Origin of the sequence: Pectobacterium brasiliense, from assembly GCF_013449685.1 — a bacterium.
GTDB lineage: Bacteria > Pseudomonadota > Gammaproteobacteria > Enterobacterales > Enterobacteriaceae > Pectobacterium > Pectobacterium brasiliense_A.
On the sequence record NZ_JACDSF010000057.1, the window covers coordinates 41,946 to 56,078 of the forward strand.

The following is a 14,133-nucleotide window of genomic DNA, read 5'->3' on the forward strand; positions in this document are numbered from 1 at the left end:
ATGATTCCATTTAATGAGCCCCCAGTTGTTGGTACAGAACTAGATTATATGCAGGCTGCCATGAGCAGCGGTAAATTGTGCGGCGATGGCGGATTTACCCGTCGCTGTCAGCAGTGGCTGGAACATTATTCCGGCAGCAAAAAAGTCCTGCTCACGCCGTCCTGCACCGCTTCGTTGGAGATGGCCGCTATCCTGCTGGACGTGAAGCCCGGCGATGAAGTGATCATGCCGAGCTATACCTTTGTGTCTACCGCCAATGCTTTTGTACTGCGCGGTGCGAAGATCGTGTTTGTCGATATTCGCCCGGACACCATGAACATTGACGAAACGAAGATCGAAGCGGCCATTACGGAAAAGACGCGCATTATCGTGCCAGTTCACTACGCAGGTGTAGCCTGCGAGATGGACGCGATTATGGCACTGGCGAAGAAATACGATTTATATGTCGTGGAAGATGCCGCGCAGGGTGTGATGTCGAGCTACAAAGGCCGTGTTCTGGGCGCTATCGGCCACATCGGCTGCTTTAGCTTTCACGAAACCAAGAACTACACCTCGGGCGGCGAGGGCGGAGCCACGTTGATTAATGACGCAAGGCTGGTGGAGCGTGCGGAAATCATCCGTGAAAAAGGCACCAACCGCAGCCAGTTCTTCCGTGGGCAGGTGGACAAATACACCTGGCGGGATATCGGTTCAAGCTACCTGATGGCGGATATTCAGGCTGCCTATCTCTGGGCACAGTTGGAAGCGGCGCGACCGATCAACGAACGTCGTCTGAAACTGTGGCAGAACTACTACGCGGCATTCAAATCGCTGGCTGATGCCGGGCGTATTACCCTGCCGACCGTGCCTGCCAATGGGATTCACAACGCGCACATGTTTTATATCAAACTCAGCTCCCAGGACGACCGCAGTGCGTTTATCAATTACATGAAAGAAGCCGAAATCATGACGGTCTTTCATTATATCCCGCTGCACAGTTGCCCGGCGGGTCTGAACTTCGGTTGTTTCTCCGGTGAAGACCGCTACACCACGCAGGAAAGCGAGCGGCTGGTGCGTTTACCGCTGTTCTACAACCTGTCAGACGTCAATCAGCGGACGGTAATCAATACCATTCTGAGCTTCTTCTCCTGATATGTCGCTGGCGAAAGCATCGATATGGACGGCAGGCTCCACGCTGATAAAAATCGGCGCGGGGCTGGTTGTCGTCAAACTGCTGGCGGTCGCTTTTGGCCCTAGCGGTGTGGGGATGGCAGGGAATTTCCGCCAGTTGATTACGGTGTTGGGCGTATTAGCTGGCGCAGGGATCTTCAACGGCGTCACCAAATACGTGGCGGAGTACCAGCAACAGCCGGAACGGCTCAGGCCGCTGCTCGGCACGTCAGTCACGCTGGTGCTGGGGTTCTCCACGCTACTGGCGATTCTCTTTCTAGCCGTTGCAACGCCTATCGCCAATCTGCTGTTTGGGCATGATGACTATCGCGATGTGGTGCGTGCGCTGGCGTTCATCCAGATGGGTATCGCCTACGCCAACCTGTTTCTGGCAATTCTCAAGGGCTATCGGGATGCGATAGGCAATGCGCTAGCTGTGATCGGCGGCAGCCTGATCGGGCTGGCAGCCTTTTGGCTCTGCCTGCAACTGGGCGGCTATGTTGGCGCACTGGCAGGGCTGGCGCTGGTGCCCGCGCTGCTGGTGATTCCAGCAGGCATCATGCTATATCGGCGCACTCCGCTGTCGCTGACATCGCTAAAACCCGCGTGGGATCGCGCGATTGCCGGGCAGTTGGGCAAATTTACGCTGATGGCGTTGATGACCGCGGTGACGCTACCCGTTGCGTACATCATGATGCGTAACCTGTTGGCGGCACACTACAGCTGGGACGACGTGGGTATTTGGCAGGGCGTCAGCAGTATTTCCGATGCTTACCTGCAATTCATTACCGCCTCCTTTACCGTGTATTTGCTGCCGACACTCTCGCGCCTGACGGATAAAGTCGCGTTGTCGCAGGAGATTATCCGCTCGCTGAAATTTGTGCTGCCCGTTGTGGCTGGCGTTAGCTTTTGCGTGTGGCTGCTGCGAGATTTTGCCATCTGGCTGTTGTTCTCCAGCGAGTTCACGGCCATGCGAGATCTCTTCGTTTGGCAATTGGTCGGCGATGTAATGAAAGTGGGCGCTTACGTCTTTGGCTATCTGGTCATTGCGAAAGCGGCATTGCGCTTTTATCTGCTCACGGAAGTGAGCCAGTTTCTCCTGCTGACCGGGTTTTCCCACTGGCTGATTCCGCTTTATGGCGCACAAGGTGCGGCACAGGCCTATATGGCAACCTACCTGGTCTATTTTTTGCTCTGTTGTTGCGTATTCATTATTTACCGTAGGCGAGCATGACGACACTGATTCATGTATTGGGATCTGACATCCCGCATCATAACCAGACCGTTTTACGTTTTTTTAACGACGTACTGGCGACGGAACTCCCCGAACAGCAGATTCGGTATTTTATCGTGGCGTCCCGCGACGGCATTTCATCGGCCGATTTCCCCGCGCTGCGTATCGAAACCTGCGTGGATAAGAAAACGCTGGCTGAGGCCGTTATTGCCAGAGCCAAAGCGAACCGCAAGATGCGCTTTTTCCTGCATGGGCAGTTTAATCCCACGCTGTGGCTGGCGTTGCTGAGCGGAAAAATCAAATCCGAGCAGGTTTACTGGCACGTCTGGGGCGCGGATTTGTATGAAGAGGCGAGCAGCCTGAAATATCGCCTGTTTTATCTGCTGCGGCGTATGGCGCAAAAGCGTGTCGGACACGTGTTTGCCACGCGTGGCGATTTGGCGTGGTATCAGCAGCGTTCACCTCGCGTACCGACGTCATTGCTGTACTTCCCAACGCGAATGGATCCCGCGCTCACGGGCATGCAGGTGGATAAACCGCTGGCAGGGCCGATGACGATTCTGGTCGGCAATTCTGGCGATCGCACGAATCGCCATCAGGAAGCGCTGCGGGAGATTCACAAGCAGTTCGGGAAAAATGTGCGGGTCGTTGTGCCGATGGGCTATCCCGCGAATAACGAGTCCTACATCGCGCAGGTGGAAAAGGACGGTTTGGCGCTGTTCGGCGTGAAAAATTTCCAACTGCTGAAAGACCAACTGGCGTTTGATGATTATCTCAACATGCTGCGTACTTGCGATTTGGGCTATTTTATTTTCGATCGCCAGCAGGGAATCGGGACATTGTGTTTGCTGATTCAGTTTGGCGTACCGTTCGTGATCAGCCGACAAAATCCGTTCTGGCAGGACCTGACGGAACAAGGGCTGCCCGTGTTGTTTTACGGTGACGAGTTGGATGAAGCGCTGGTGCGTGAAGCGCAGCGCCAGCTAGCATCAGTCGATAAGCAACAGATTGCGTTCTTTAATCCCAATTATCTGCAAGGCTGGCGCGATGCGCTGGCATTGGCGACGGGAGAAACAACATGACGCTGGGGCAATTTGGTGGGCTGTTTGTCGTCTATCTGATTTCAGTCATCTTTATCCTGAGCCTGACCTGGATGGAGTTCCGACGGGTGCGTTTTAATTTTAACGTGCTGTTTTCCCTGCTCTATTTGTTGACGTTCTATTTTGGTTTTCCGTTTACCTGTGTGCTGGTGTTCCGGTTTGGCGTTGAAGTGGTTCCTGTGCAGTTCCTGCTTCAGGCGATGCTGTCTGCGACGGCGTTCTATGCGATCTATTACGTCAGCTATAAGACGCGGCTACGTCAGAAAACCTCCGCGCCACGTGCGCCACTTCTGACGGTGAACCGGGTTGAAGCCAATCTGACCTGGCTGCTGTTGGCGCTGATTGCCGTTGCCACCGTCGGTATTTTCTTCCTCAACAATGGTTTCCTGTTGTTTAAGCTGCGTTCTTATAGCCAGATATTCTCCAGCGATGTATCCGGCGTGGCGTTGAAACGCTTTTTCTACTTCTTCATTCCGGCGATGCTGGTGGTGTATTTCCTGCGCCAGACGCAGCGTGCGTGGCTACTGTTCCTCATCGGAACGGTCGCATTTGGGATGCTGACGTATGTTATTGTTGGCGGGACGCGTGCGAATGTGATTATCGCCTTCGCCCTATTTCTGTTTATTGGCATTGTGCGCGGCTGGATTACGCTCTGGATGCTGGTTGCTGCCGGTGCGTTCGGGATTGTCGGGATGTTCTGGCTGGCGCTGAAGCGCTATGGGCTGGACGTCAGCGGTGATTACGCCTTTTATACGTTCCTCTATTTAACCCGTGACACCTTCTCGCCCTGGGAAAATCTGGCGCTGCTATGGCAGAACTACGACAAGATTGAATTCCAGGGGCTGGCACCGATTGCCCGCGATTTCTACGTCTTTATTCCCTCCTGGCTATGGCCGGACCGTCCTAATTTGGTGTTAAACAGTGCGAATTATTTCACCTGGGAAGTGCTGAATAACCGCTCTGGGCTGGCAATTTCCCCCACGCTGTTGGGTTCGCTGGTGGTGATGGGCGGGGTGCTGTTTATCCCGCTCGGCGCGATTGCGGTAGGGCTGGTGATCAAGTGGTTCGACTGGGTGTACAAGCTAGGGAAGAACGACAGCAATCGCTATAAGGCCGCTATTTTACAGGCGTTCTGCTTCGGGGCGGTGTTCAATATTATTGTGCTGACGCGTGAAGGCATCGATTCTTTTGTTTCACGTGTGGTGTTTTTCTGTCTGGTATTTGGTCTGTGTCTGCTGGTTGCCAAACTGCTCTATTGGCTGCTGGAAAGCGCCGGACTCATCCGGCAGCGTCTGATGCGTATGCGAGCCACGCCGAGCGCGTCGACACACAACACGGTGGATCCTGTGATAAAGGAGCAGGTATGACAGCGTTAAAAACCACAGAGACCATTCCTCTGTATACCATTCGTGGTTTGCCCATTCACGGCTTTCAAAATATGGCGCAGTTTGTTGATTACCTGTTTAGGGGCGAGCGGGTTCAAACGGGCACGCTCGTCGCGATTAATGCTGAGAAAGTGCTGACGGCGGAAAAAGACGTGGCGCTGCGTGTGTTGCTCGATCGCGCAGAGTACAAGTATGCGGACGGCATCAGTATCGTGCGTTCCATTCGGCGCAAATACCCGCAGGCTGACGTCACGCGGATTGCAGGCGCTGATCTGTGGGAAGCGCTAATGGCACGGGCGGGCAAGGAGGGAACGCCAGTTTTTCTGGTGGGCGGCAAACCTGATGTGTTGGCACAAACGGAAGCGAAACTGCGGGAGCAGTGGAACGTGAATATTGTCGGCAGTCAGGATGGCTATTTTACGCCAGAGCAGCGCGATGACTTGTTCGAACGTATCCGCGCCAGCGGTGCGCAAATTGTTACCGTCGCAATGGGGTCGCCACGACAGGAAATCCTGATGCGCGACTGTCGTCACCACTATCCCGATGCGCTGTATATGGGCGTGGGGGGAACGTATGACGTCTTTACTGGGCATGTGAAGCGTGCCCCGCTTGTGTGGCAAAACTTAGGACTGGAATGGCTGTATCGTTTGCTGTCCCAGCCAAGCCGTATTTTTCGGCAGTTTAAGCTGTTGAAATATGTCGCCTACCACTACAGCGGCCGCCTGTAGGTTCTTTAATATCGATACGCGGATGTCTTTACGGGTCGGTATCGCCTTTTTAGCCGTGGTCAGCCTGTGTTATTTCGTGCTGGGACTGGGCAAAAAAAACGTCGCTGACAGGGAGTAAGTCGTAGTATTTGGGGGCGGGAAGGGCGGAACTGTGTGTTATTTAGCTTGGAGTGAGCAAATCCTAATCAAACGCATCATTTCGATAAAAAAGCACTAGACAGCCAGTCGCTAAGCCCGTAATATCCCGCCCCGCAACGGCGCTAAGCGCCCGTAGCTCAGCTGGATAGAGCGCTGCCCTCCGGAGGCAGAGGTCTCAGGTTCGAATCCTGTCGGGCGCACCATTTATTGTGTTAACGCGTATATTGTGTGCAAGAGCTGCGGTGGTACACTTTTCTTCGTAAAGAAAGTATCCCGTAAAAAGGAAGTACCGCGTAATAAGTAGTTGATGTAAAGTGTGGTGATGGTGGCTATAGCTCAGTTGGTAGAGCCCTGGATTGTGATTCCAGTTGTCGTGGGTTCGAGTCCCATTAGCCACCCCAGATTTTGCAGATATAGCAGTTGATTGACAGTTTGTGAGTTATGCGAAGGTGGCGGAATTGGTAGACGCGCTAGCTTCAGGTGTTAGTGTTCTTACGGACGTGAGGGTTCAAGTCCCTCTCTTCGCACCACACAAACGAGAACATCAGTGATGTTCAAAAAAAGCAGTACATTCGGCGAGTAGCGCAGCTTGGTAGCGCAACTGGTTTGGGACCAGTGGGTCGGAGGTTCGAATCCTCTCTCGCCGACCAATTACAAAGAAAAGCACATCGAAAGATGTGCTTTTTTTCGTCTGTAATTTGCCTTCTCTGGCGAAAGCCTTGCCGAATTCATTCACCCGACAAGGCGTTTGTTCTCTGCGATATCGTGCATTACGGCGCGTAATGCACAGGTGCTAGCGCGCTGCTATCGATACTTTCTCGCATTGATTTTAGTGCGGTATCAAAAGAACACAGCGTGCCTTTTTCCGTCTGCTGGCAGCCCTGAGAGGTCAATTCTTCTTTCAGTAACGGTTGCCGATCGTCAAGCGACGTTAGAGAACGGATCTGATCCAGCGATTGTGTCTGGAAATAGATACGCAAAAAACGCTGCTGAGTGGTGGTATCGCGCCAGCGTTCGAATACCAAACTGCCTGCGGGCGGAATGTTATCGGCAGTATCGCCGGGTAGCTGCCAATGAAATTGCAACAGCGTGCGCAGATAGGCGATGTTGGTGTCGTGAGCGACATACAGCAAGTAAGGCACGGCTGGTGGCTCGCCTTGTGACATGTCCTGCGCTTCCTGCGTCCCCTGTGCCAGAGCCTGTGCGATTTGCTGCATGAATAGCGAGCCGCCGCGCTGTGCGATATAGGGAACATCGTTGGTGAAGTCGTATTTAGCGGTCATCGGCGCCATCAATGGGATGAGATCCTGTGTGTTGCTGACGTGACCAAAAGCGACCTGCGCCTGCGGCAGATTCTCGCTGTATTCCAGAAGGAAAACCTCGCTCATATTCGCCAGCGTATTCAGGCCGCTGATAGAAGTCGAACCGTCTTTATCCTGTTTTATCGCCCACGGTTTATCAAACACTGGACACGGCTTATCCGCTTCGCATACGACCTGCTTCAATAGCTCGATACTGGGCTTAAGACGCTCATAGGCGATATTCAAATCACCTCCCATGGCTTCCAGCACCGCCGCTTTTGCCCGTTCGGGATCAAGCGTGCCAATCCCCATTTTATCCCCGTGGAACAGCGGATCCTGTTTTTCATCCTCAACGGCATGCGTCGCAACGCCGCAGCCGGGAAACATGCCGTCCATATAGGCTTGTGCCGTTGCGCGGGTACGTTGTAGCGGGCTAGCGAGCACATAAATCTGCTGCTCCGTTGGACAACCTAACGTGAACAGATGCTGTTGACGATAATACTCGCCCTCATAGCGGCCTTTTAGCACAGTGGCAGCATAGCCGTGTCCGGTTAATTCCCCCTCGCGTGTGACCCACTGTGGCCACTCTCGTGCCGTACCAGACTCCAGCGCCGTCGTATTGGATGCTGTTGGAGGACGTACGCCATGGCGGCTGACTTCAACGACCTTTTCCAACTGGTAGCGATCCTGCGCTTGGGCCTGAGTAGAAAAGGCTGAAATAATGATCATGGTAATCAATAAGCTACGGGGTATACGCAATGTCGTGTGGTAAAGCATGATAATCCTTCGTCAGCGGTCATACGGATAAGGAGTTTCATTGTAGGTGGAAAAAAGTGACAAGCTGGTTTTTCAGCAGTGGAGAGAGTGTTAGCGAACATTTCTACATGCATAGTTTGCAATCAAACTTTTTGATCTAAGATAGATCCCAAAGGTATAAAGCGCATAATTTCCACATGTTATATTTTTAAAAATTAAAAAGACGACATAAATCCCGCCTGATAAATCCAACACTAACGAGTTAACTATGGCATCACATCTTATTGATTTTCTTCTTATAGGGAATAATTTTGGCACGCCTGAAATGCGCGACGTCTGGTCCGAGCATAACCGCCTGACTAAACAGGTCGAAGTTGAAGTTGCCCTGGCGCTTGCTGAGGGTGAACTGGGTGTCATTCCGCTGGATGCGGCAAAAACCATTGCAGAAAACGCTGATGCAAGCGCGCTTAACGTTGAAGAGATTGCTAAAGATGCCGCGCGCATGAAGCATTCTCTGATGCCGACGATTGCCGCGATTCAGAAACAGTGCGGTGCGGCGGGTGAGTTTATTCATTACGGCGTGACCACGCAGGATATCGTTGATACCGCGACAGTGTTACAGCTGAAACAATCTTTTGATATTGTTGTCAGAGATACACAACTGCTGGCCGTTGAACTGAAACGTCTTGCGAAGAAATACCAACACACGCTGATGGCCGGTCGTACCCATGGTATGCAGGCGCTTCCCACCACGTTTGGCTTCAAACTGGCTGTTTGGCTGGATGAGTTTATCCGTCACCTCGAACGTCTGACTGAAATCAAGGAACGTGTTCTCGTCGGCAACATCAACGGTGCCATCTGTACCTATGCTTCTTTTGGCGAACAAGGGCCGGAAATCGAGCGTTTGACGCTGGATAAGCTGGGGCTGAATACGCCGAATATCGGCTGGCAGTCTGCCCGCGATCGCTTCTCCGAATATGCTTCTGTTACGGTTCTGATCAGCGGTACGCTGGGCAAAATCGGTAATGAGCTGTACAACCTGATGCGCACCGAGATTAACGAAATCGAAGAACCGTTCTCCGAAGGGAAAATCGGTTCAACCACGATGCCGCACAAACGCAATCCAGCTGCGCTGGAAGGGCTGGCGAGCCTGACGGCTCCGCTGTTTAAGAGCGCTGCACTGATTCATGAATCGATGAAAGTTGAGCATGAGCGTGATGCGATGAGCTGGCGTGCGGAGTGGATTGCGCTGCCGGAAATCAATATCTATCTCTCCGCTCAGCTTCAGAATGCGCTTGGCATCCTGCGTGGTATGTCCGTCAACGAGAAGCAGATGCTGGCGAACCTCGATCTGCAAAATGGCCTGCTGCTGTCCGAAAAAGTCATGTTTGAGATTGGTAAACGTCTCGGCAAGCAGACTGCTCACCATCTGGTTTACGAATGCTCAATGCAGGCATTCGAGCAGAATCAGTCCTTTAAATCGGTGCTGCTGGCTCATCCAGTGCTGTCTGAACAGGTAACCGCTGCCGATCTGGACGAATGGCTGAATCCGGCTAACTACGTTGGCAGTGCGCCGCAGAAGGTTGATGACGTGATTCGCTATGCAGATAACTCCGGCCTGCTGCCAGCATAAGGTGACACCATGAGTATCGTATTTCGTCAGGCCACGCTTGCGGACGATGAAACTTTTCTGGCGCTGGCGCTGGCCGCATTTGAGCCGATTCGCCAGTTAGGCATCAATTTTTCCGCCGCCCATGCGGATATCGACATGGTGCGTACGCATATTGCCTCACACGGCGTTTATGTGATGGAAAAAGACGGTGAGATGGTGTCGTCATTTACCATCCGCTATCCGTGGGGGCCTGAGCCGGGCCCGTTCGGTCTACCTCATCTGGGCTGGTTTGCAACGCACCCTGGCTATAAAAAACAGGGACTGGGTAAGCAAATGATGAGCTGGCTGGAGGAAGAAATTCTGATTAAGCAGCTCAAAGCGCCTGCCGTGTCGCTTGGCACCGCGCAAAACCACCCGTGGCTGATTGAGATGTACAGAAATTATGGTTTCAAGGAAGTCGGGCAGACGAATCTGGGAAAAGGACACCTGACAATCTGGATGGAAAAAATCCTTGATAGCCAATTGTATGACCAGTGGAAAGATAAAAAATCAAAAAGAGAGGCAGTAAAATGATGAAAAAAGTAACGTTGTCTGTTCTGGCGCTGACGACCGCCTTTCTTGTTGCTGGCTGTGATTCTGGGAAGAGCGGCGCTGAGCAGGAAAAAGTATTGAAAGTGGGTTCAACAGGCCAAAGTTATCCAAGTGGCTTCAAGCAGGATAACAAGCTGGTCGGGTTTGACGTTGAAGTCACGGAAGCCATCGCGAAAGATCTAAACTACAAAGTTGAGTGGGTCACCGCTGATTTCAGTGGCCTGATGGGCCAGTTGGAAGCGAAAAAGCTGGATACCGTGGCGAATGTGGTAGCCATTACTCCAGCGCGTCAGGAAAAATATAATTTCGCTCAACCGTATAGCTTCTATGGCAGCCAGATTGTGACGCACAAAGACAACGCGGACATTAATACACTGGCTGACCTAAAAGGGAAGACGGTTGCTGGGGTTCTGGGTTCCAACCATGTTAACAACCTGAAAAAAGCGTTTGCCGACGGCAGCGTGAATATTCGCACCTATGAAACACGTGATGGCGCGATGAACGATGCGCTGTCTAAGCGCGTTGAAGGCTACGTGAATTCACGTCCGATTCTGTTGGCAGAAATTAATAAGCGTAACCTGCCGTTCAAACTGGTCGGCGAGCCGCTGGTGATTGAAGAAGTCAGCTTCCCGTTCCATAAGGACGAGAAAGGTGATGCGCTGCGTAAGCAGTTCGATGCAGAGTTAACGAAAATGCGTGCAGATGGGCGCTTGAAAGCGATCTCCGAAAAATATTTTGGTGAAGACATCACGGTATCACCGGCTAAGTAACCTCACACTGTTATCTCGGCCGAGTCATTACGTAACCTGATGATTCGTTATGTCGCCAGATGGCTTGTTATGTAGCCAGATGTTCGTTATATAGCAAATAGTCATAACCCTGTTCCACCGGTGCAATATGGCCGGTGGAAGCATTAATGGTATTACTCATGAATATCGATCTTGCCTACCTGCTAAAGGTCTTTCCCCAGGTATTAATGTATTTGCCAACCACGCTGTTCCTCGCCGTGGTTTCGATGTTTTTTGCTATGGTTCTCGGCCTTATCCTGGCGTTAGTCCGTGAAAGCAAGATTGTCGTGGTAGTAAAAATCGTCGAGCTGTATATCTCGCTGTTTCGCGGTATTCCGTCGCTGGTTCAGCTGTTTATCATCTACTTCGGCTTGCCGCAGCTATTCCCCGGCTTATCCAATCTGGATGCGATGACGGCCGCGATTATTGGCTTTAGCCTGAAAACGTCCGCCTACATGGCTGAGATTTTCCGTGCGGGCTTGGCCTCGGTGGATTTCGGCCAGACGGAAGCAGGCTTATCCATTGGTATGAGCAAAGCGCAGGTCTACCGCCGCATCGTGTTGCCTCAGGCCATGCTGAATGCGCTGCCCGCGACGGGTAACACCTTCATTTCCCTGATTAAAGATACCTCGGTGGCCTTTGCGCTGGGCGTCTCCGAACTGTTCGCGGAAGGCAAGATGATTGCCGCTGAATCTCTGCGTTTCTTCGAGACCTTCCTAGTTGTGGGGCTGATTTACTGGATGGTGATTGTGGTTTACGCCTGGCTGCAAAAACAGCTTGAGAAGAAACTGAATCACTCGCTACAGCGATAAGGGGCTGACATGATCAGTGTAAAGAATCTTTCTAAACGCTTTGGCGATCAGGTGGTGTTGGACAACATTAGTCTGGATATCGCCAAAGGCGAAGTCGTGGCGATTATCGGCCCCTCCGGTTCGGGTAAATCCACGCTGTTGCGCTGTCTGAACCTGTTGGAAACGCCAGAGTCGGGCACGATTGAAATTGGCGACCAAACGCTGGATACGCGTCGTTATTCCTCTAAAGAGGCCTATGCGCTGCGTCGTCAGACGGCGATGGTATTCCAGAGTTACAACCTGTTTAAGAACAAGACGGCGCTGGAAAATGTGACGGAAGCGCTGATTGTCGTGAAAAAAATGCCGAAGAAGCAGGCGGACGAAATCGGTCTGGCACTGCTGGAGCAGGTTGGTCTGCTGCCGCAGGCGGCACAGTATCCGGTGACGCTATCCGGCGGGCAGCAGCAGCGCGTGAGTATTGCACGTGCGCTGGCGGTTGATCCGAAGGCGATTTTGTTTGATGAACCGACCTCGGCACTTGACCCGGAAAGGGTACACGAAGTGCTTCAGGTGATTCAGAAGCTGGCGAAAAACGACACCACGATGGTGATCGTCACCCACGAAATGCAGTTTGCGAAAGAAGTGGCTGACCGAGTGATCTTCATGGCGGATGGTCATATCGTTGAGGAAGGTCCGGCGGAGCAGGTTATTAGCTTCTCGGATAACCCGCAAACCCAGCGTTTCCTGCGTCAGTTGACCAAGCTGCCTGAGCCGCTTGAGTACGATATTTAACGCATACGTAGACACACCTGCACGCCTGAACAAGCCTGCCCTGCCAGATAGGGCACGATAATGTGGAGTAAGAATTGATGCAAACCGCACCCCAGCACGAGCCTCTGGCTCAGTTTATTCAGGCATTTCGCCACGATTTACATCGCAATCCTGAGTTGTCGAATCAGGAGTTTGAGACCACGAAGAAGATTCGTGCAGTATTGGAAAAAGAGGGGATTCGTATCCTCGACCTACCGCTGAAAACCGGTCTGGTTGCTGAAGTTGGCGGCTTACAGGATGGCCCGCTGGTCGTGGTGCGTTCGGACATCGACGCCCTGCCGATTGAAGAAGAGTCTGGCGTAGAATTTACGTCGCTCAACAAAGGGGTGATGCACGCCTGCGGTCATGATTTTCACTCTTCCGCTGCACTTGGCGCGGCGATTCTGCTGAAGAAAATCGAGCCGGAGCTGAAAGGCACTGTGCGAATTTTGTTCCAGGCCGCTGAAGAGACTGGGCTGGGCGCACCGGAAGTCATCGCCGTTGGCGCGTTGGACAATGCGGTAGCGATTTTCGGCATTCACAACGATCCGACGCTGCCCGTTGGCGTTATCGGCGGGAAAGACGGCGCATTGACGGCGGGCGTTGACCGCTTTGAGATCAAGATCGCAGCGAAAGGCTGTCACGCCGCGAAGCCGCATGAAGGTAACGATCCGATTATCATTCTGGGTCAGCTGATTTCTGCCGTACAGACCATTATCAGCCGCACGGTGTCTTCTGACAACAACGCGGTGGTGTCGATTACGCAGGTGCATAGTGGCAGCACCTGGAACGTTATCCCAGACACGGCCTACGTTGAAGGCACGGTCAGAACGTTCAATCAGGACGCGCGTGATTTGATTGAACAGCGTTTCCGTCAGATTGTTGCAGGTATCGCTAGCACCTTTGGCGCAGAAATTGAGTTCCTGTGGCACGCAGGGCCGCCATCGGTAATCAACACGCCAGAGTGGGTTGAGTTTGCGCTGAATGTGGCGAGTGACGAAGGGTTTGAAGCGCGCCGCGTGGAAGCCAGCCCGATTGGTGAAGATTTCGCGTTCTATCAACAAAAACTACCGGGTACGTTCATGATGGTCGGTTCCGGCGGACCGTATGCGCTGCACCACCCGAAATTCCGCGTTGATGACAGCGCGCTGTTCCCGACTGCGCACTATCTTTATCAGGTGGCGAAGCAGAGCTTAGAGCAGTTGTCCTCCCGCTAATCTCCTCTCATTAAGTCAACGCTGTCCGCGTCGGTTTCCCGGCGCGGATATTTTCCCCTTTTTTTAAATTGAATCAGCAGCTTTGATAGGACTGTCGGAAAAACACGACACTCTGGGGGTTATGTTGTCGCAAAAAAGAGACATTTAATTAATTGATTATTAATGGTTAATATTTTACGTGACAAAATCGTCTCTGAATGGCGACAGGTTTTGTGAGCGCGATCTCGTTTTTGCCGCCCATCGTGTCTTAGCTTCTCTCATTGTGGATAAATAAAAATAGTATTTATTATTAGATGCTTAACTCTATTTTGTGAGGCTGTGATAATAAAGTTATGCATATTGGCATAATTTATGCTTAAATAAGCGGGTAGATGCTCATTCCACCTTCTATGCTTGCTTCGGCTTCATAATCCTGGGAATGACGCAGAGCCAATTTGAGGTGCCTATCGTCCAACTCCAGATGAAGATGCAAATCTCCATCGGGCCTTCCGGACATAACGTTGAGTGAGGCACCATTCTGTTGTCTGACAGAC

General features: G+C 52.3%; 12 protein-coding genes and 4 tRNA genes. 15 read left to right on the forward strand and 1 reads right to left on the reverse strand.

Features of this window, described 5'->3' with window-relative positions; genetic code table 11:
* The 9 genes from rffA (at position 1) to H0248_RS18970 (ending at position 6,384) form a co-directional block, all read left to right on the forward strand.
* Positions 1-1,131, forward strand: coding sequence for a dTDP-4-amino-4,6-dideoxygalactose transaminase (gene rffA / locus H0248_RS18930; RefSeq protein ID WP_110163398.1), 1,131 nt, complete (start codon positions 1-3; stop codon positions 1,129-1,131).
* A 1-nt stretch (position 1,132) separates the two neighbouring features.
* A complete protein-coding gene (wzxE, locus tag H0248_RS18935; RefSeq protein WP_180787075.1) occupies positions 1,133-2,383 on the forward strand; it encodes a lipid III flippase WzxE in 1,251 nt (416 codons plus the stop codon).
* Positions 2,380-3,465 (forward strand): TDP-N-acetylfucosamine:lipid II N-acetylfucosaminyltransferase, encoded by a 1,086-nt coding sequence (locus tag H0248_RS18940; protein WP_180787076.1) that lies wholly within the window; start codon positions 2,380-2,382, stop codon positions 3,463-3,465. The genes wzxE and H0248_RS18940 overlap by 4 nt, the downstream gene beginning before the upstream one ends.
* The gene (gene wzyE / locus H0248_RS18945) at positions 3,462-4,850 is read left to right on the forward strand and encodes an ECA oligosaccharide polymerase (RefSeq protein WP_180787077.1); all 1,389 of its coding nucleotides are present in this window, start codon (positions 3,462-3,464) and stop codon (positions 4,848-4,850) included. Before H0248_RS18940 ends, wzyE begins: the two co-directional genes overlap by 4 nt.
* On the forward strand, positions 4,847-5,596 hold the full coding sequence (wecG, locus tag H0248_RS18950) for a lipopolysaccharide N-acetylmannosaminouronosyltransferase (protein ID WP_180787078.1): 750 nt from the start codon (positions 4,847-4,849) through the stop codon (positions 5,594-5,596). The genes wzyE and wecG overlap by 4 nt, the downstream gene beginning before the upstream one ends.
* Before the next feature lie 264 nt (positions 5,597-5,860).
* A tRNA-Arg gene (locus H0248_RS18955) sits at positions 5,861-5,937 on the forward strand.
* A gap of 122 nt (positions 5,938-6,059) precedes the next feature.
* Positions 6,060-6,135: transfer RNA gene (locus tag H0248_RS18960), tRNA-His, on the forward strand.
* 42 nt (positions 6,136-6,177) lie between these two features.
* A tRNA-Leu gene (locus H0248_RS18965) sits at positions 6,178-6,264 on the forward strand.
* Positions 6,265-6,307: 43 nt separating this feature from the next.
* Positions 6,308-6,384: transfer RNA gene (locus tag H0248_RS18970), tRNA-Pro, on the forward strand.
* Positions 6,385-6,504: 120 nt separating this feature from the next.
* Here the strand turns inward: H0248_RS18970 and H0248_RS18975 are convergent.
* Positions 6,505-7,812, reverse strand: coding sequence for a histidine-type phosphatase (locus H0248_RS18975; protein ID WP_180787079.1), 1,308 nt, complete (start codon positions 7,810-7,812; stop codon positions 6,505-6,507).
* 247 nt (positions 7,813-8,059) lie between these two features.
* Here H0248_RS18975 and purB point away from each other — a divergent pair, with 247 nt between their 5' ends.
* The 6 genes from purB to H0248_RS19005 all read left to right on the forward strand — a co-directional run bounded on the left by purB (position 8,060) and on the right by H0248_RS19005 (position 13,600).
* Positions 8,060-9,424: an adenylosuccinate lyase gene (gene purB / locus H0248_RS18980; protein WP_180787081.1), complete on the forward strand. Its 1,365-nt coding sequence runs from the start codon at positions 8,060-8,062 to the stop codon at positions 9,422-9,424.
* 9 nt (positions 9,425-9,433) lie between these two features.
* A complete protein-coding gene (locus H0248_RS18985) occupies positions 9,434-9,976 on the forward strand; it encodes a GNAT family N-acetyltransferase (RefSeq protein WP_180787082.1) in 543 nt (180 codons plus the stop codon).
* On the forward strand, positions 9,973-10,764 hold the full coding sequence (locus H0248_RS18990; protein WP_180787084.1) for an amino acid ABC transporter substrate-binding protein: 792 nt from the start codon (positions 9,973-9,975) through the stop codon (positions 10,762-10,764). Before H0248_RS18985 ends, H0248_RS18990 begins: the two co-directional genes overlap by 4 nt.
* A gap of 158 nt (positions 10,765-10,922) precedes the next feature.
* Positions 10,923-11,594, forward strand: coding sequence for an amino acid ABC transporter permease (locus H0248_RS18995; protein WP_011095665.1), 672 nt, complete (start codon positions 10,923-10,925; stop codon positions 11,592-11,594).
* Positions 11,595-11,603: 9 nt separating this feature from the next.
* On the forward strand, positions 11,604-12,365 hold the full coding sequence (locus tag H0248_RS19000; protein ID WP_010284939.1) for an amino acid ABC transporter ATP-binding protein: 762 nt from the start codon (positions 11,604-11,606) through the stop codon (positions 12,363-12,365).
* A 77-nt stretch (positions 12,366-12,442) separates the two neighbouring features.
* Positions 12,443-13,600: a M20 peptidase aminoacylase family protein gene (locus H0248_RS19005; protein ID WP_180787085.1), complete on the forward strand. Its 1,158-nt coding sequence runs from the start codon at positions 12,443-12,445 to the stop codon at positions 13,598-13,600.
* Positions 13,601-14,133 lie beyond the last annotated feature (533 nt).

Excerpts from the sequence above, each read along its gene's own strand:
- H0248_RS19000 (WP_010284939.1), top strand. The coding sequence starts at position 11,604 with ATGATCAGTGTAAAGAATCTTTCTAAACGCTTTGGCGATCAGGTGGTG.
- rffA (WP_110163398.1), top strand. The coding sequence starts at position 1 with ATGATTCCATTTAATGAGCCCCCAGTTGTTGGTACAGAACTAGATTAT.
- wzxE (WP_180787075.1), top strand. The coding sequence starts at position 1,133 with ATGTCGCTGGCGAAAGCATCGATATGGACGGCAGGCTCCACGCTGATA.
- H0248_RS18995 (WP_011095665.1), top strand. The coding sequence starts at position 10,923 with ATGAATATCGATCTTGCCTACCTGCTAAAGGTCTTTCCCCAGGTATTA.
- H0248_RS18985 (WP_180787082.1), top strand. The coding sequence starts at position 9,434 with ATGAGTATCGTATTTCGTCAGGCCACGCTTGCGGACGATGAAACTTTT.
- H0248_RS18975 (WP_180787079.1), bottom strand. The coding sequence starts at position 7,812 with ATGCTTTACCACACGACATTGCGTATACCCCGTAGCTTATTGATTACC.
- wzyE (WP_180787077.1), top strand. The coding sequence starts at position 3,462 with ATGACGCTGGGGCAATTTGGTGGGCTGTTTGTCGTCTATCTGATTTCA.
- wecG (WP_180787078.1), top strand. The coding sequence starts at position 4,847 with ATGACAGCGTTAAAAACCACAGAGACCATTCCTCTGTATACCATTCGT.
- H0248_RS19005 (WP_180787085.1), top strand. The coding sequence starts at position 12,443 with ATGCAAACCGCACCCCAGCACGAGCCTCTGGCTCAGTTTATTCAGGCA.
- purB (WP_180787081.1), top strand. The coding sequence starts at position 8,060 with ATGGCATCACATCTTATTGATTTTCTTCTTATAGGGAATAATTTTGGC.
- H0248_RS18940 (WP_180787076.1), top strand. The coding sequence starts at position 2,380 with ATGACGACACTGATTCATGTATTGGGATCTGACATCCCGCATCATAAC.
- H0248_RS18990 (WP_180787084.1), top strand. The coding sequence starts at position 9,973 with ATGATGAAAAAAGTAACGTTGTCTGTTCTGGCGCTGACGACCGCCTTT.